Origin of the sequence: Pseudomonas frederiksbergensis (genome assembly GCF_035751725.1) — a bacterium.
Lineage (GTDB): Bacteria > Pseudomonadota > Gammaproteobacteria > Pseudomonadales > Pseudomonadaceae > Aquipseudomonas > Aquipseudomonas frederiksbergensis_A.
In genome coordinates, this window is sequence record NZ_CP142104.1 from 5,847,572 (window position 1) to 5,865,226 (window position 17,655).

A 17,655-nucleotide genomic window follows, 5' to 3' on the forward strand; every position below is an offset into this window, starting at 1 on the left:
GCGTCAACCAAACAATGTGGTAGAGACCACACAGGGAGAAAACATGGCTGTTGATATTTTCATCAAGATCGGCGACATCAAGGGCGAGTCCATGGACAAGGCCCACAAGGACGAGATCGACGTCCTGAACTGGAGCTGGGGCATGTCCCAGTCCGGCAACATGCATGTCGGCAGCGGTGGTGGCGCGGGCAAGGTCAACATCCAGGACCTGTCGCTGACCAAGTACGTCGACAAGGCTTCGCCGAACCTGATGATGCACTGCGCCAGCGGCAAGCACGTCGACAAGGTCAAGCTGACCGTGCGCAAGGCCGGCGGTGAAAGCCAGGTCGAGTACATGATCATCAACCTTCAAGAAGTGTTGATCACTTCCCTGAGCACCGGCGGTTCGGGCAGCGATGATCGCCTGACCGAAAACGTCACCCTGAACTTCGCCAAGGTAGAAGTGGAATACCAACCGCAGAAAGCCGACGGCACCAAGGAAGGCGGCCCGGTCAAGTTCGGCTGGAACATCCGTCAGAACGTCAAGGTGTAATCGAACACGCCCCCGGTGCCACGCGCCGGGGGTGTTTGGTGCTTGCTCGCATCCCATCCTTTCCTGCCCGGTGTCTGAGTCATGGCCAAGCCTTCGTTTATCAATTTGTGGAAAGCGTATTCCGATCTGCTGGTGGCCCACCCCGACGCAAAACCTTGTGAAGGCCCCTGGGCAAACCAATGCGCCATACGCATGAGCCTGACGCTCAATGCGGAGAAGACCATCAAGGTCAACAAATCCACCTACACCGAACCCAAGTGTGCGCATGAACACGCCAGGGGGGCCGAATCGCTGGCCAATTGGTTGTGGAAACATCATCTCGGACGGCCAACCATCCTTGGCAACAGTGCCGAGGAACGCCGCAAATTGATGGGAAAAACCGGACTGATTTTCTTCAAGGACTGCTTCCAGCAATCTGGGGAGTCTGCAGAAGGTCGTACCGGTGACCATATCGATTTATGGAACCGTGGCCTGACCCAGACCAACGATCTTTTCTACAGATCCAAAGCCGTCTGGTTCTGGGAGCTCGCGTAATGAAAAAGCCCCTGCTCGCCGCAGGCCTGGCGATGAGCCTGGTCAGCCTGAGCGCATGCGCCGAGCATGCCGATACGCCGACGACCCAGGCTGTTTTCGTGGGTCAGCCGCTCAGCCTGGTTGACGACCAAGGTCAATGCACATTAGTCAAACCCGACCAGAGCCGCATGAAGCTGGACATGGAATGGCCGTGCGGCTTCAGCCTGGATAAACAGCAGAAGCTGCGCGTCGAAATGTTCAATGACATTCCGATATTGGCGGTCTGGCGCAGTGAACACATGCCGGCCCCCAGCCGCGATTGCCTGAGCAAAATGCAGGCTATTCGTCAGATGCCGACAGGTTTCGAGGCGGGAACGGTCAGCGTCTATGCGGCTTGCGGCTCCGGCGGCGACCAAAAAATGTATGTAGCGCCTTTCACGTGGTAACCGAAATCGCCACCCGCGATCGCCTGCAACCGTCCCTGCTGGACCGGCTGACCGACGACGATCCGACCAACCCCAAGGAAAGCGCCGACAAGCGCGTGCTCTCCCTGACCCAATTGAAAGCCTCGGTGCTGCGTGACTTGGCGTGGCTGCTCAACACCACTTCGTTGTTCGACGGCGATGCCACGCTGCACACCCCGGCGGGCACCTCGGTGGTGAATTTCGGGCTGCCGGCACTGGCCGGCAACAGCGCGTCGAACGTCGATGTCTCGGCCCTGGAAACCTTGATCCACCAGGCCATTGCCACCTTCGAGCCGCGCATCCTGCGCCACACCTTGCGCGTGCGGGCCCGGGCGACGGCCGAAATGAACCACAACGCCCTGAGCTTCGAGATCGAAGGCGACCTCTGGGCCCAGCCGGTGCCGCTGCGCCTGATGCTGCAAACCGACCTGGACCTGGAAACCGGCCACGTGCGCGTGGTCAACGCTGACCAGCGGAGACGCCCATGAACCCGCGCCTGCTGGAGCTGTACAACCAGGAACTGCACCACGTGCGCGAAAGCGCGGCGGAGTTCGCCAAGGAATATCCGAAGATCGCCAGTCGGCTGACCTTGGCCGGCATGGACTGCGCCGACCCGTATGTCGAGCGCCTGCTCGAAGGCTTCGCCTACTTGACGGCGCGGGTGCAACTCAAGCTCGACGCCGAATACCCGACCTTCACCCACAACCTGTTGGAAATCGCCTACCCGCATTACCTGGCGCCGACGCCGTCGATGACGGTGGTGCAGATGCAGGCCGACCCGGACGAAGGCTCCCTGAGCAGTGGTTTCCCGCTGCCGCGCGATACCGTCCTGCGCGCCGCCCTGGGTCGCGAATCCCAGACCTGCTGCGAGTACCGCACCGCCCACCCGGTGACGTTGTGGCCGTTGCAGGTCAGCCAGGCCGAATATTTCGGCAACCCGTCCGCTGTGCTCGGGCGCCTGGCCGCCAGCGAACCGAAAGCCAAGGCCGGCCTGCGCCTGACCCTGCGCACCGGCGCCGAACTGCCGTTCAACAGCCTGGCGCTGGACAATCTGCCGTTGTACCTCAGCGGTGCCGACGAGCAACCCTTCCGTCTTTACGAGCAACTGCTGGGCAACGCCTGCGCGGTGTTTGCTCGCCAGCCCGGCGGCAATTGGGTTGAACGGCTGCCTCAGGATGCGTTGCGCTCCCAGGGTTTCGATGATGCCGAGGCCGCGCTGCCAGTGGTGTCGCGGGCCTTCCAAGGCTATCGCCTGTTGCAGGAATACTTCGCCCTGCCCCACCGTTTCCTGTTTGTCGACTTCACCCAGTTGAGTCGCGCAGTCAAGCGCTGCGATGGCCAGGAACTGGAGTTGATCGTGCTGTTCGACCGCCACGATCCGAGCCTGGAAGGCAGCGTCGGCGCCTCGCAGTTCCTGCCGTTCTGCACCCCGGCGATCAACTTGTTCCCCAAGCGCCTGGACCGCATTCATTTGTCGGACCGGGTCAACGAACACCACGTGATTGCCGACCGCACCCGGCCGATGGATTTCGAAGTGCATTCGCTGACGGGGCTGACCGGCCACGGCACCGGGCCGGAGCAACCGTTCCTGCCGTTCTATGCGGTGCGCGATCCGTCCCGCTATGGCCGCGACAAAGCCTATTACACCGTACGGCGCGAACCGCGGGTGCTGTCCAGCGACCAGCGTCGCAACGGCCCGCGCTCGACCTATGTCGGCAGCGAGACCTTCGTCAGCCTGGTAGACAGCCAACAAGCGCCCTACCGCCACGACTTGCGCCAACTGGGCGTGACCGCGCTGTGCACCAACCGCGACCTGCCGCTGTTCATGAGCGTCGGCAACGGCAAGACCGACTTCACCCTCGCCGACAGCGCGCCGGTGGGTGCGGTGCGCTGCGTGGCCGGGCCAAGTCGCCCGCGGGCCAGCCACGCCCACGACGCCAAGGCCTGGCGATTGATCAGCCAGTTGTCGCTGAACTACCTGTCGTTGAGCGAACAAGGCCAAGGCGCCGCCGCCCTGCGTGAACTGCTGCGCCTGTACGGCGACAGCAACGACGCGGCGCTGCAATTGCAGATCGAAGGCCTGCGCGAGGTCAGCAGCAAGCCCTGTACCCGGCGCCTGCCGATGCCCGGCCCGATCGTCTTTGGACGTGGCCTGGAAATTACCTTGGAATTCGATGAAAACGCGTTTCGCGGCACCGGGGTGTTCCTGCTCGGCGCGGTGTTCGAGCGCTTCCTGGCACGCTACGTGTCGATCAACAGTTTTACCGAGACGGTGATCCGTACCACCGAACGCGGCGAGATCATGCGATGGAAAGCCAAGCCCGGACGTCGTCCGACCCTGTGAGTACCCTGGAAGCGATGCACCAGGAACCCTGGGAATACGACTTCTTCCAGGCGTTGCGGCGCATCGAATGCGAAACACCCGAGCTGCCGCGCCTGGGCCATTCCCTGCGCCTGGCCGATGACCCGTTGCGCCTTGGACAACAGGCCGAGTGCACCTTCGCCCCCGCCACCCTCGCCTCGGTGCAACCGGGTGTCGATGGCGCGCCGGCGCGCATGGAACAGTTCTTCTTCGGCCTCGGCGGCCCCAACGGCCCGATGCCGCTGCACATCACCGAATACGTGCGCGAACGTCAGCGCAACAATGGCGACAGCACCAGCAAGCGCTTCCTCGATGTGTTCCACCATCGTCTGCTCAGCCTGTTCTACCGGGCCTGGGCCGAAGCGCGGCCGACCGTCAGCCACGACCGCCCGGACGATGATTATTGGTCCGCACGCCTGGCGGCCCTCAGCGGCCGGGGCATGCCGAGCTTGCTCAACCAAGGGCTGATCCCCGACACGGCGAAGCTGCACTACAGCGGCCACCTCTCGGCGCAAACCCGCTACCCGGACGGCTTGAAGGCGATCCTCAGCGAGTATTTCGGCCTGCCGGTGGAGATCGAAGAGTACGTCGGCCAATGGCTGGAACTGCCGGAGCGCAGCCGCGTCGGTGTCAGTGCCAACCAGCTGGGCGTGGACTTCTGCCTGGGTCGCTTCGTGTGGGATCGCCAGCACAAATTCCGCATTCGCCTGGGACCGCTCAAGCTCGTCGACTACATGAGCATGCTGCCCGGCAGCCAACCGTTCAATGAGCTGGTGGCCTGGGTCGCCGAATACCTGGGCCACGAGCTGGACTGGGACCTGAACCTGGTCCTGGAACAGCCCGAAGTGCCCGCACTACAACTCAATGGCCGTTTCCGCCTGGGCTTCAACACCTGGCTGGGACGTCCTGAAGCAGATGCCAACGATTTAATACTGGCCAGGCATTACGCCGAACAGGCCAACACCTCACAGACCTCAAGGAGCCATGAGCATGGGTGAAATCAGTCGCGCCGCGTTGTTCGGCAAACTCAACAGCGTGGCCTACAAAGCCATCGAAGCCGCCACCGTGTTCTGCAAGTTGCGCGGTAACCCATATGTGGAACTGGCCCACTGGTTTCATCAGTTGCTGCAACTGCAGGACTCGGACCTGCACCGCATCATCCGCCAGTTCAACATCGAGCCGGCGCGCCTGGCCCGTGACCTGACCGAGGCACTGGATCGTTTGCCACGGGGTTCGACGTCGATCACCGACCTGTCCTCCCATGTCGAAGAGGCCGTGGAACGCGGCTGGGTCTATGGCAGCCTGATGTTCGGCGAAAGCCAGGTGCGCACCGGTTACCTGGTGCTGGGTATCCTCAAGACGCCAAGCCTGCGCCACGCGCTGCTGGGCCTGTCGTCGGAGTTCGACAAGGTCAAGGTCGAAGCCCTGAGCGAGCGCTTTGACGAATACGTCGGCGACTCGCCGGAAAACGCCCTGACCGCCAGTGACGGTTTCAATGCCGGTGCGGTGCCGGGCGAAGCCAGCGGCGCCATGGCCCCAGCCGCCATGGGCAAGCAGGAAGCCCTCAAGCGCTTCACCGTCGACCTCACCGAGCAGGCCCGCAGCGGCAAGCTCGACCCCATCGTCGGCCGTGACGAAGAGATCCGCCAACTGGTGGACATCCTCATGCGCCGCCGGCAGAACAACCCGATCCTCACCGGCGAAGCCGGCGTGGGCAAGACCGCCGTGGTCGAGGGCTTTGCCCTGCGCATCGTCGCCGGTGACGTGCCGCCGTCCCTCAAGGACGTGGAACTGCGCAGCCTCGACGTGGGCCTGTTGCAGGCCGGTGCGAGCATGAAAGGCGAATTCGAACAACGCCTGCGCCAGGTCATCGAAGACGTCCAGGCCTCGCCCAAGCCGATCATCCTGTTCATCGACGAAGCCCACACTCTGGTGGGTGCCGGTGGCGCCGCCGGCACGGGCGACGCCGCCAACCTGCTCAAGCCGGCGCTGGCTCGCGGCACCTTGCGCACCGTGGCCGCCACGACCTGGGCCGAGTACAAGAAGCACATCGAAAAAGACCCGGCCCTGACCCGTCGCTTCCAAGTGGTGCAAGTGGCCGAGCCGTCGGAAGACAAGGCCCTGCTGATGATGCGCGGCGTGGCCTCGACCATGGAAAAACACCACCAGGTGCAGATCCTCGACGAAGCCCTGGAAGCCTCGGTCAAGCTGTCCCACCGCTACATTCCCGCGCGCCAGTTGCCGGACAAATCCGTGAGCCTGCTGGACACCGCCTGCGCCCGTGTCGCCATCAGCCTGCACGCCGTGCCGGCCGAAGTGGACGACAGCCGTCGGCGCATCGAAGCGCTGGAGACCGAACTGCAAATCATCGCCCGTGAGCACGCGATTGGCGTGGTCATCGGCACTCGCCAGACCCACAGCGAAAGCCTGCTGAGCGCTGAGCGCGAACGCCTGGCCGAACTGGAAAACCGCTGGGCCGAAGAAAAAACCCTGGTTGACGAATTGCTGGAAACCCGCGCCACCCTGCGCGAACGCGTCGGCGTGGTGGACAGCGAGGACGGCAGCGAAACCAGTCACCAACTGCGCGAGAAACTGGTGGACCTGCAACAGCGCCTGACCGCCCTGCAAGGTGAAACCCCGCTGATCCTGCCGACCGTGGATTATCAGGCCGTGGCCTCGGTGGTCGCCGACTGGACCGGTATCCCGGTGGGGCGCATGGCCCGCAACGAACTGGAAACCGTGCTCAACCTCGACCAGCATCTGAAAAAACGCATCATCGGCCAGGACCATGCCTTGCAGATGATCGCCAAGCGCATCCAGACCTCCCGCGCCGGCCTCGACAACCCGAGCAAGCCGATTGGCGTGTTCATGCTCGCCGGCACCTCCGGCGTGGGCAAGACCGAAACCGCCCTGGCCCTGGCCGAAGCCATGTACGGCGGCGAGCAGAACGTCATCACCATCAACATGAGCGAGTTCCAGGAAGCCCACACGGTGTCCACACTCAAGGGCGCGCCACCGGGCTACATCGGCTACGGCGAAGGCGGTGTGCTGACCGAAGCCGTGCGACGCAAACCATACAGCGTGGTGCTGCTGGACGAGGTGGAAAAAGCCCACCCGGACGTGCATGAAATCTTCTTCCAGGTCTTCGACAAAGGCGTGATGGAGGACGGCGAAGGCCGGGTGATCGACTTCAAGAACACCTTGATCCTGCTGACCACCAACGCCGGCACCGAGTTGATCGCCCAGGTCTGCAAAGACCCGCAGAACGTGCCCGAGCCGGAAGAAATCGCCAAGGCGTTGCGCCAACCGCTGCTGGAAATTTTCCCGCCGGCCTTGCTCGGCCGCCTGGTGACGATCCCGTACTACCCGCTCAGCGACGAGATGCTCAAGGCCATCACCCGCCTGCAACTCAACCGCATCAAGAAGCGCGTGGAGAGCACCCACAAAGTGGCCTTCGACTACGACGACGCGGTGATCGATTTGATCGTCTCGCGTTGCACCGAAACCGAAAGCGGCGGGCGCATGATCGACACCATCCTGACCAACAGCCTGTTGCCGGACATGAGCCGCGAGTTCCTGACTCGCATGCTCGAAGGCAAGGCCCTGGCCGGTGTGCGGATCAGTGCCGTGGACAACGAACTGAAGTACGATTTCAGCGACGCAGGCTGACCTGATAGAACTGGAGCAAATGTGGGAGCGGGCTTGTTCGCGAAAGCAATCTGTCAGTGCCATTGATGTTGACTGACACAACGCCTTCGCGAGCAAGCCCGCTCCCACAGTGGGTATTCGGTTCCTTCAGTTACTACCATTTGCACGGGACATTCGATGCTATTCAACCAAGCCTCACGCCTGGCCAAGATCACCAGCCCACTGGGTCCCGAGGTGCTATTGCTCAAGGACATGGGCGGCGGCGAAGAGTTGGGGCGGCTGTTCAACTATGAATTGCAGCTGCACTCGCTGGACAACGCCATTGACCTCAACCAGATACTCGGCAAGCCGATGTGCGTGAGCGTTCAGCTGGACGGCGGTGGCGAGCGACATTTCCATGGCATCGTGGCGCGCTTCAGCCAGAACGTTGACCAGGGCCAGTTCGCCAGTTACCAAGCCACGCTGCGGCCCTGGCTGTGGCTGCTGACGCGCACCTCTGATTGCCGGATTTTCCAGAACCTGACCATCCCGCAGATCATCAAGCAGGTGTTCCGCGACCTGGGTTTTTCCGATTTCGAAGATGCTCTCAGCCGCCCGTATCGCGAGTGGGAATACTGCGTCCAGTATCGCGAGACCAGTTTCGATTTCGTCAGCCGCTTGATGGAGCAGGAAGGCATCTATTACTTCTTCCGTCACGAACAGGGTCGCCATGTGCTGGTGCTGGCCGACGCCTATGGCGCCCACACCACCGCGCCCGGCTACGGATCGGTGCCTTATTACCCGAAGAACGAGCAGCAGCGCGAACGGGACCACATCCACGACTGGCACCTGGCGCAGGAAGTCCAGCCGGGTTCGCTGGAACTTAACGACTATGATTTCCAACGCCCCAGCGCGCGCATCGACGTGCGCTCGGCCATGCCCCGCCCACACACGGCGGGTGACTATCCGCTGTTCGACTACCCTGGCACCTACGTGCAAAGCGAAGACGGCGAACACTACGCCCGCACCCGCATCGAAGCCTTGCAGACCCTGCATGAACAAGTCGAGCTGGCAGGCAACGCCCGGGGCCTGGGTTCGGGGCATCTGTTCAGCCTCACCGGCTTCACGCGCCAGGACCAGAACCGCGAATACCTGATTGTCGGCGCGCGCTATTACCTGTCCCAGGAAAGCGGCGAGAGCGGCGTCGGCGCGCCTTCGGCGCAATTCGAAAGCAGCCTGACCTGCATCGACGCCCAGCAGAGCTTTCGTCCGATGGCGATCACCCACCGGCCTATCGTCAAAGGTCCACAGACGGCGTTGGTGGTGGGTCCTAAAGGCGAGGAAATCTGGACCGACCAGTTCGGCCGGGTAAAGGTGCATTTCTATTGGGACCGTCACGACCAATCCAACGAAAACAGTTCGTGCTGGATTCGGGTGTCGCAATCCTGGGCCGGCAAGAATTGGGGCTCGATGCAGATCCCGCGCATCGGCCAGGAAGTGATTGTCAGCTTCCTTGAAGGTGATCCCGATAGGCCGATCATCACCGGTCGCGTGTACAACGCCGAACAGACCGTGCCCTACGATTTGCCCGAGAACGCTACCCAGAGCGGCATGAAAAGCCGTTCAAGCAAGGGCGGCACGCCGGCGAACTTCAACGAAATCCGCATGGAAGACAAAAAGGGCGCCGAGCAGTTATACATCCATGCCGAGCGCAACCAGGACATCGTGGTCGAGGTGGACGAGAGCCATTCGGTGGGCCATGACCGCAACAAAAGCATCGGCCACAACGAAACCGTGACCATCGGCAACAACCGCCTGCGCATTGTCAAGCAGGAAGACATCCTCTCGGTGGGCCAGCGCAAGACCGACAGCATCAGCCAGAGCTACGTCATCGAAGTGGGCGAGAACCTGCGTCTTGTATGCGGCGAGAGCATCCTGGAGCTCAACGCCAGCGGCCAGATCAACCTGACCGGCGTGCAGATCAGCTTCTATGCCAGCGGCGACGCCGAGTTCAACACCGGCGGCGTGCTGCACCTGAACAATGGCGGCGGCCCCGGTGCCACGCCGGACGGCCAGGGCGTCAAGGCCAGTATCGACGCCAACATCAGCGCCGCGTTCCCCAAGGGCTAATTTCGAGATTTATGCGCCATGACTTACCGCCTCAATGAATTCCAGCTCCAGCTGCCGCCAAGCGAGTTGCTGGACGCGACGATCAACATCCTCAAGTTCCCTGAGCTGGGCACCTCCCTGATCGTCAGCCGCAGCCTGCTGGCCGAGGGCGAAACCCTGCAGAGCAACCTCGACGACCAGCTCAAGCGCCTGGAAAAACAAGTCCAGGACCTGCGCTGCCAACCGGGCGCCACACTGCGGGTGGGCGCCAACCAGGAAGTCGAAGCCATCGAGCTGCGCAGCCAGTTCAACAAGGGCAACGAAAAAGTCTTCCAGTATCAATTGGCGCTGGTGTTGCCGGGCACGCGCAAGATGCTTGCCCTGAGTTACGTCAAAGCCGAGAAACTGGGCGATGCCGAAGCGGCGCATTGGGCGACGATCAAGGGCTCGCTGGTATTCGACGTCCCGGCTTGATGAGCACATTGCATGTCTGATGCACTCTGGGCCGCCCGGCTAGGCGACGCGCTGAACCACACCTCGATGATGGCCGATATCCTCGGCGGCGTCCTGGAAGTGGCCGCGAACATTGCGATCACCGCGGTGGCGACGGCTGCCGTGGTGGCGGCCACGGGCATTACCGTTGCCACCGGCGGCTTGGGTTGCTTCCTGCTCGGCGCGGTGGTGGGCGCCGTGGTCGGCCTGGCCATGAGCAAGACCGGGGCTGACAAGGGGTTGAGCAATATATGCGAGGGCATTGGCAATGCTCTTTTCCCGCCCACGGTGCAAGCCAACATCCTCACCGGCTCCACCAACACCCTGACCAACAACATCCCTGCCGCCCGCGCCGCCGGGGCGATCGAGTCCCATGTCGCGCCGGCCGGCACCGAACTTGAGGCACCCGAAGCCGAACCCAGCTACCTGGACATGGCCGAGAATTTCTTCTCGCAAATGTGGCGTCCCACCGTCGCCGTGCCCGCGCCCGGTGCCGTGCCCAAGCCGCTGGACATGATCACCTGCATGAAGCATCCGCCGATGCCGCCGCAATTCCTGGCAGAAGGCTCGGACAAAGTCACCATCAACGGCCAGCCCGCCGTGCGCAGTGGTGACCGCAGCACCTGCGATGCCACCGTGGTGTCCTCCGGGCTGATTTCACCCGACGTGACCATTGGCGGTGGCTCGGTGGTGGTGCGCGAGATTCGCAGCGGCAAGACCCCAGGCGTAGGCCTGGCGGTCACGGCGTTGCTGATGCTCAAGGGCGGCAAAGGCAAATTCCTCAGCAACCTGCCGTGCATGCTGGTGGGCGGCGCGGCGTCGATGGCGGTCAGCAGCGCGATGGGCGCAGCGGCCAATGCCGCCATGGGCTCGTCGAACCCGGTACACGCCGCCACCGGAGCCAAGGTCCTGGGCGATGTCGAGGAGATGGACTTCATCCTGCCCGGCATCCTGCCGATTGACTGGCAACGCTTCTACAACAGCCGTGACGAACGCCATGACGGGCTGTTTGGAGCGGGCTGGAGCGTGCCCTATGAGGTACGCGTCGAGATCCTGCCTCATGCCGAGGGCGGCGAAACGCTGGTCTACACCGATGAACAGGGCCGGCGTATCGACATGGGGTCGATTCCCTTGGGCGGCGCTGTATTCAGTGCTGGAGAAGGCCTGAGCGTACGGCGGCATGCCAACGGCCAATTGCTGATCGAAAGCGCAGACGGGCTCTACCGGCTCTTCGAACCCGCACCGGGCACTGCAACGTTGCTGCGCCTGGACCAACTCGGCGACCGCAACGACAACCGCATCCACCTGGATTACGACGACTCCGGACGCCTGGTACGACTGCGCGATACCTTCGACCTCACCGGCATCGCGCTGGCCTACGACGCTCGCTGGCCGCAGCGGGTCGAACGCATAGACCGGCTTTATGCCGATGAGCGCCGCGAAGTATTGATGCACTACGGCTACGACGCCCAAGGTGATCTCGCCTTGGTCCGTCAGTCCAACGGCCAGGTGAAGCGCCGCTACGCCTACGATGCCGGACGCAGGATGGTGGAACACCAACTGCCTACCGGACTTCGTTGTTTCTATGAATGGGGCTGGGTTGAAAACCTGGAGTGGCGGGTCGTGCGCCACTGGACGGACGCAGGCGACATCTACACGTTCGACTATGACTTGGCTGCCGGAACCACGCGCATCACCGACGGTTTGAATCGCATCAGCACCCGGCGCTGGGATGCCCGCTATCAGATCACCGAAGCCACCGACGCGCTGGGCCGCACCTGGGCCTTCCAGTGGAACGACGATAGCCAGCTACTGACAGCGACCGCCCCCAACGGCGGCCAGCATCAGTTCAGCTATGACGACGCCGGCAACCTCTGTGAAACCCGCGACCCACTGGGGCGCATCGAATCGACCGTGTGGCTCGAGCATTGGGCCCTGCCGCTGGCTGAAACCGACGCGGCAGGCAACACCTGGCAGTATCGCTATGATTCACGCGGCAACCGGATCCGTGAAACCGACCCGCTGGGCCACGTCACGCGCTATCGTCACGACGCCCACGGCCAGGTGGTGGAAATCATCGACGCCGCCGGCAAACGCAAGACATTGCGCTGGACGCCCCTGGGCCAACTCAGTGAACACACCGATTGCTCCGGCTATACCACTCGCTTGAGTTATTGCGAGCGAGGTTTGTTGCTCAGCAGCACCGACGCGCTGGGAGAGCGGACGCTGTTCAGCTACGACGATCAGGGAAGGCTACTGAGCAAGCAATTGCCGGACGGACGCATCGAGCAATATCAGCGCGATGCGAGCGGGCAAGTGATTGGCTACAGCGACCCGGCCGGGCACACCACCCGTTTCCAACATACCTTGAGCGGGCAGCTGCAGGTACGCACCGACGCCCACGGCCGCCGGGTGGAACTGAGCTACGACAACTACGGGCGGCTCCTGGCCCTGACCAACGAAAATGGCGAGAGCTACCGGTTTGCCTGGGACGCCGCCGATCGCCTGGCCGTCGAACACAGCCTGGACGGCAGCCTCAAGCGCTACGCCTACGATCCACTGGACAACGTGACCCGGGTGGAAGCCGTTGCGGTGCCCGGCAGCACCGACCTGGACCTGTCGCCGCAGGCTCCAGTCATCCATGAACTGCAACGCGATGCAGTGGGACGCCTGACAGCGAAGGTCACCGAAGACGGACGCACCGAGTACAGCTACGACGCCCTCGACCAGGTCAACGCCGTCGCGTTCACCAGCAACACCGGTGAACAGCAGAAGATCGGCTTCGGTTACGACGCACTGGGGCAATTGATCGTCGAGCAGAGCTGGGCCGGGCGCCTCGAACATCGCTATGACGAATTGGGCAATCTGACCCAGACGTTGCTCCCCGACGGTCGCTGGCTGAACCGCCTGCACTACGGCAGCGGCCACCTGCACCAGATCAACCTCGATGGCCAGGTCATCAGTGATTTTGAACGCGACCGCCTGCATCGCGAAGTGCTACGCACCCAAGGCCGCCTCAGCACCCGTAGCGAATATGACCGCAGCGGCCGCCTGCGGGCTCGCCAACGTCGGCAGCAGGATCAATCCACTTTGTTGCCAGCGATGGTGCGGTCACTGTTTGGCTTTGACGCCAGCGACCAATTGGTCGAACGCTTCGACAGCCAACCTGATGGCGCCCATCGCCACTTGCTGCACTACGACGCCACGGGTCGCATTCTTGCTAGCCAGGACAACCTCCAGGGCCAGCGCGAAGGCTTCGCTTACGATCCGTCCGCCAACTTGCTTGACGGGCTGTCGTCCGGCACGGGTCGAGTCGCACATAACCGCTTGCTGACCTACCAGGACAAGCGCTACCGCTACGACGGTTTCGGTCGCATGGTCGAAAAGCGCAGTGCCCGGCGCGGCGTCCAGCGTTTTCGCTACGACGCCGAACAGCGCCTGGTGGAGGTTCGCAACGATAACGGCTCGGTCGTGAAGATGACCTATGACCCGTTGGGTCGACGTATCGAAAAAGCCCACTACGACCGCCACGGCACCTTGCTCGGCCGAACCCGTTTCACCTGGGATGCGCTGCAACTGTTGCAGGAGCACAGCGACGGCCAGACCAGCCTCTACATCTACGCCGACGACAGCCACGAACCCCTGGCGCGAGTCGACGGCCTGGGCGAGCAACAGAAAGTCCGTTATTACCACAACGACTTCAATGGCCTGCCCGAACAGCTTTGCGAAGCCGACGGCCATACACTCTGGCGCGCCCGCTACCATGTATGGGGGAGCACGGCCGAAGAGCTTCGCGAACCGTATTACATCGAAGAACAGAACCTGCGTTTCCAGGGCCAATACCTGGACCGTGAAACCGGGCTGCACTACAACACACTGCGCTACTACGACCCGGACATCGGGCGCTTCACCACACCGGACCCCATCGGCCTGGCCGGTGGGCTGAATCTCTACCAGTACGCGCCGAATCCGGTGAGCTGGATCGACCCCTCAGGGTTGATGAAATGCTCCACGCCGCCCAAGGGTCGCAAGGTCAACCGAACGGTCTATCGCTTTGAAGAGCCTGGACGGATCAGCACGACTTGGACGGCACACAAGTGGAACGTTGCCGCCCGGCACCGCTATACCGCCCCTGGACTGGGCGGTGTCTATGGCGCCAACTCGCGCAAGACCGCCATGGGCGAGGTGAATCACTGGGGCGTGGACCTGTCCACGCGGGTGCTGGTGAGCAAAAAAGTGCAGCTCAATAACGTCCTGGACCTGACCCGGGCCGATGTGCGCAAGCAATTGGGCGTATCGCTCAAAAGCATCACCGGCAACAAATACACCCAGACTCATCAGATCGGCGCCTGGGCCAAGGCCAACGGCTATGATGGGATCCTGGCGCCGTCGGCCCGAAACCCGACAGGCAGCAACTTGATCTCCTTCGAAGGTTTTTAGTATGGGCTTGGAAGACGAATACGTCGGTGATGCCGGTTGGCAAAGCTTCGTGCAAGTGTACGAAGAGGATTACCTCAACGATGACGCCCGAGCCCTGGCCAAGGCCATGGATGACCATCTGGACATGGCCGTTGTGCTCTGCGGAAAAATGGGACGCGAGAGAGCGCTGCAGTGGCTGGAACGGTCCGTGCCTGCCCTGGGCGACAAACGCCCGGCCGATTGCCTCAAGTCGCCGAAACTGATCAAGCGCCTGAGAATGGCGCTGATGAGCATGCCGTAGTCGAGCGGTAGGAGAACTCGGCGGAAGCCCCTGAAAGGCACGTTTTCCTACAGAAATATCGCATCAACCGATTGCGGTTGCTGCACAACCGAGCGGGAGCAAGCTCCCTCGCCACGGGTTTTCGGGTGAATCCGAGGGTGTGTTTATTCGCTGTCCCTTAGCTTTCCACCAAGCCACACATCCTTGCGCCTTTGCCTACAACTACGCCAGAATCCGCCGGCTTGTGCGCCTTGCTCCCGGGTTCTATCGTTTGCCTGCCACTGCTCATCAGTGGTCGGGTTTAGTAGCCCGAGGTTTTCCCGCAAGATGCATGAGTCCTCAACTCAGGCAGGTATCTCAATTCCTGTCCTTGATGGTGACTGTGCGCAGGGCGCTTCGGCGCGCCGGCAATGCTGGAATCCCCGGTCTACTAACCTGCGTACAGCCGCCACCCTTCTTTTAGTAGGGACAGGGTCGCGGCCTAATTTGAGGATTCCAGCTTATGTTCAAGATAACGCCAAACCCTCCAGAAGCAGACCCCAACTCTCCTTATCTGGACGGCCTCAACGCCAAGCAACTCGAAGAAGCCACTACCCGCGCACTGGACTTTTATCTGAAGCCCAAACCAACAAGACCTAAAGAAACCATAAAGCCCGGCCAGCTATTCACCGTAGTAAAAGACCTCGACAACGAATGCCTGTTGGCCAACCTCAGCGAAACCCTGGCCTCAGCCGATGCGATGGTCAATGAACTGGCGTTCGATATGGAAGGCTCCAACCGCCACGTGCTGCTTGGGATCCAGCAGTTGATCGAACTGGGTTCGTTGCTGGCGAATCGGGCGTTGGATAACGTCGATCCCCGATAGCCGCCGCACCGCAAGCCACTGTGGCGAGCGGATTTATCCCCTCGCCACAGGGGCTTGCGGTGGATTAACAGATGGTTGCTATCTAACAGCCACAAAAAAAGGCATACCGATCACCTTCGGTATGCCTTTTTTGTTGCCGCTTCCTTCCCTCGATCGAGGTACTCGCCGCAATTATGGGTTGACGCTGTCCTTCAAGGACTTGCCCGGCTTGAACGCAACGGTGTTGCTGGCCTTGATTTTCACCGGCTCGCCGGTTTGCGGGTTCTTGCCAGTGCGGGCGCCGCGGTGGCGTTGCAGGAAGGTGCCGAAGCCCACCAGGGTCACGCTGTCCTTGCGGTGCAGGGCGCCGGTGATTTCTTCGAGGACGGCGTTGAGGACGCGGTTGGCTTGTTCTTTGGTGAGGTCCGCTTTTTCCGCGATGGCGGCGGCGAGTTCTGGTTTACGCATGAATGAAGCCCCTTTGACGGTTTTTTTGTTGTTATGTCCGTGCTGTTCTCTTCGGAACAACCCCTAAGGCGCCGCAGGCTCTACTCTGCGGCAGACGGGAGTGAGGATGGCACGGGGCCGCAACCGGCGCCAGTGGCCGGCGGGTGTTTGTGGCGTCAAAAGCAGGGTATTTACGACAGAACGACCGCCATTTACGCCAGCAGCGCCGGAAGCTGCTTGTTCAGCGCCAGTTTCTCCATCACAGCCGCCCCCGTCAGGGCGTAACCCAGCAAATTGCCTTGGGTATCGCGGCACAAGGCCTTGATGTCGGCGCCCTGCCCTTCGACGCTCCAGACGCCTTCGCTGCCCCGTGGCGGTGGCGAAACCACCAGTGGGCACACCGGCGTCTTGACGGTGATCGGCATGGCGCCATAGCTGACAGCGGTCGGGTTGCCGGCCAGGGTTTGAGCCAGGGTGCGGGCGCAACTCATCAGCGGCATGACGTAGAGCAGGTTCAAGCCATCGACCTCGGCGCAATCACCCAAGGCGTAGATATTGGCGTGGGAAGTCTTCAGGTGACGATCGACCACCACGCCGCGGTTGACCAGCAGGCCGGCCGCGGCGGCCAGGTCGATGCGCGGGCGCAGGCCGATGGCCGAGACCACCAGGTCGCAGGTAATCACTTGGCCATCCGACAGGTGCGCTTCCGATCCATCGCCCACCCGTTGCAGGCGATTGAGCACCGGCCCGAGGTGGAAACGCGCGCCGAGGCTTTCCAGCCCGGCCTGTACCGCTGCCGCGGCGGCAGGGTGCAACAGCGTCGGCATGACTTGTTCGCACGGGGCCACCAGCTCGACTTCATAGCCGCCGAGGATCAGGTCGTTGGCAAATTCGCAGCCGATCAGGCCGGCGCCGAGCAGCAGCACCCGGCGCTTGCCAGCGGCGGCGGCGCGAAAGCGGGCATAGTCTTCAAGGTCATTGATCGGGAAGATCAAGTCTGCGGCATCGCCTTGCACCGGCACACGTACGGTTTCAGCGCCCCAGGCCAGGATCAGGTCGCGATAATTCACCGCCTCTTCGCCGATCCACAGGCGCTTGTGGCCCGGGTCGATGCCGCTGATGCGCGTGTGGGTGCGCACCTCAGCGTTCAGTTGCTCGGCCATCGCGCCGGGTTCGGCCATGCTCAGGCCATCGGCGTCTTTGTTCTTGCCAAAGCCGGTGGAGAGCATCGGTTTGGAGTAGGAGCGGCCGTCGTCCGCGGTAATAAGCAGCAACGGGGTTTCGCTGTCGAGCTTGCGAAATTCCCGGGCCAGGTTGTAACCGGCCAGGCCAGTACCGACGATAACGACAGGTGCGCTCATGTTGCTCTCCGTTTATGAAACGATCAGTTGATTTCGATCATTTCGAAATCCATCTTGCCGACGCCGCAGTCCGGGCACAGCCAGTCTTCCGGTACATCTTCCCAACGGGTGCCGGGCGCGATGCCATCGTCCGGCCAGCCATCGGCTTCGTTGTAGATCAGGCCACAGACGATACATTGCCACTTCTTCATTCCAATACTTCCTC

General features: G+C 62.2%; 15 protein-coding genes. 12 read left to right on the top strand and 3 right to left on the bottom strand.

Annotated features, from left to right (window positions below; all coding sequences use genetic code 11):
- Positions 1-43: 43 nt before the first annotated feature.
- The 12 genes from VQ575_RS26455 (at position 44) to VQ575_RS26510 (ending at position 15,663) form a co-directional block, all read left to right on the top strand.
- A complete protein-coding gene (locus VQ575_RS26455) occupies positions 44-532 on the top strand; it encodes an Hcp family type VI secretion system effector (protein ID WP_325918717.1) in 489 nt (162 codons plus the stop codon).
- A gap of 81 nt (positions 533-613) precedes the next feature.
- A complete protein-coding gene (locus VQ575_RS26460; RefSeq protein ID WP_045157314.1) occupies positions 614-1,066 on the top strand; it encodes a type VI secretion system amidase effector protein Tae4 in 453 nt (150 codons plus the stop codon).
- The gene (locus tag VQ575_RS26465) at positions 1,066-1,491 is read left to right on the top strand and encodes a hypothetical protein (RefSeq protein ID WP_039593610.1); all 426 of its coding nucleotides are present in this window, start codon (positions 1,066-1,068) and stop codon (positions 1,489-1,491) included. Before VQ575_RS26460 ends, VQ575_RS26465 begins: the two co-directional genes overlap by 1 nt.
- On the top strand, positions 1,485-1,997 hold the full coding sequence (gene tssE, locus VQ575_RS26470; RefSeq protein ID WP_325918719.1) for a type VI secretion system baseplate subunit TssE: 513 nt from the start codon (positions 1,485-1,487) through the stop codon (positions 1,995-1,997). The genes VQ575_RS26465 and tssE overlap by 7 nt, the downstream gene beginning before the upstream one ends.
- The gene (tssF, locus tag VQ575_RS26475; protein ID WP_325918721.1) at positions 1,994-3,853 is read left to right on the top strand and encodes a type VI secretion system baseplate subunit TssF; all 1,860 of its coding nucleotides are present in this window, start codon (positions 1,994-1,996) and stop codon (positions 3,851-3,853) included. Before tssE ends, tssF begins: the two co-directional genes overlap by 4 nt.
- Entirely contained in the window at positions 3,817-4,869 is a 1,053-nt protein-coding gene (tssG, locus tag VQ575_RS26480; RefSeq protein WP_325918723.1) for a type VI secretion system baseplate subunit TssG, read from the top strand. The genes tssF and tssG overlap by 37 nt, the downstream gene beginning before the upstream one ends.
- Entirely contained in the window at positions 4,862-7,540 is a 2,679-nt protein-coding gene (gene tssH / locus VQ575_RS26485) for a type VI secretion system ATPase TssH (protein WP_325918724.1), read from the top strand. Before tssG ends, tssH begins: the two co-directional genes overlap by 8 nt.
- Before the next feature lie 156 nt (positions 7,541-7,696).
- Positions 7,697-9,628 (top strand): type VI secretion system Vgr family protein, encoded by a 1,932-nt coding sequence (locus VQ575_RS26490; protein WP_325918726.1) that lies wholly within the window; start codon positions 7,697-7,699, stop codon positions 9,626-9,628.
- 18 nt (positions 9,629-9,646) lie between these two features.
- Entirely contained in the window at positions 9,647-10,081 is a 435-nt protein-coding gene (locus tag VQ575_RS26495; protein ID WP_045157318.1) for a DcrB-related protein, read from the top strand.
- A gap of 12 nt (positions 10,082-10,093) precedes the next feature.
- A complete protein-coding gene (locus VQ575_RS26500) occupies positions 10,094-14,539 on the top strand; it encodes an RHS repeat-associated core domain-containing protein (protein ID WP_045157319.1) in 4,446 nt (1,481 codons plus the stop codon).
- A gap of 1 nt (position 14,540) precedes the next feature.
- Positions 14,541-14,819, top strand: a complete 279-nt coding sequence (locus VQ575_RS26505) for an antitoxin Xre/MbcA/ParS toxin-binding domain-containing protein (RefSeq protein ID WP_039593602.1) — start codon at positions 14,541-14,543, stop codon at positions 14,817-14,819.
- A 481-nt stretch (positions 14,820-15,300) separates the two neighbouring features.
- Positions 15,301-15,663 (top strand): DUF6124 family protein, encoded by a 363-nt coding sequence (locus VQ575_RS26510; protein WP_325918728.1) that lies wholly within the window; start codon positions 15,301-15,303, stop codon positions 15,661-15,663.
- Between the two features lie 171 nt (positions 15,664-15,834).
- Here VQ575_RS26510 and VQ575_RS26515 read toward each other — a convergent pair whose 3' ends face one another.
- From VQ575_RS26515 to VQ575_RS26525, 3 genes are all read right to left on the bottom strand, one after another.
- Positions 15,835-16,110, bottom strand: coding sequence for an HU family DNA-binding protein (locus tag VQ575_RS26515; RefSeq protein WP_003213368.1), 276 nt, complete (start codon positions 16,108-16,110; stop codon positions 15,835-15,837).
- A gap of 191 nt (positions 16,111-16,301) precedes the next feature.
- Positions 16,302-17,450 carry an NAD(P)/FAD-dependent oxidoreductase gene (locus VQ575_RS26520; RefSeq protein WP_325918730.1) on the bottom strand — a complete coding sequence of 383 codons (1,149 nt, stop codon included), beginning with the start codon at positions 17,448-17,450 and terminating at the stop codon, positions 16,302-16,304.
- A gap of 23 nt (positions 17,451-17,473) precedes the next feature.
- Positions 17,474-17,641 carry a rubredoxin gene (locus tag VQ575_RS26525; protein WP_030138222.1) on the bottom strand — a complete coding sequence of 56 codons (168 nt, stop codon included), beginning with the start codon at positions 17,639-17,641 and terminating at the stop codon, positions 17,474-17,476.
- Positions 17,642-17,655: the final 14 nt, after the last annotated feature.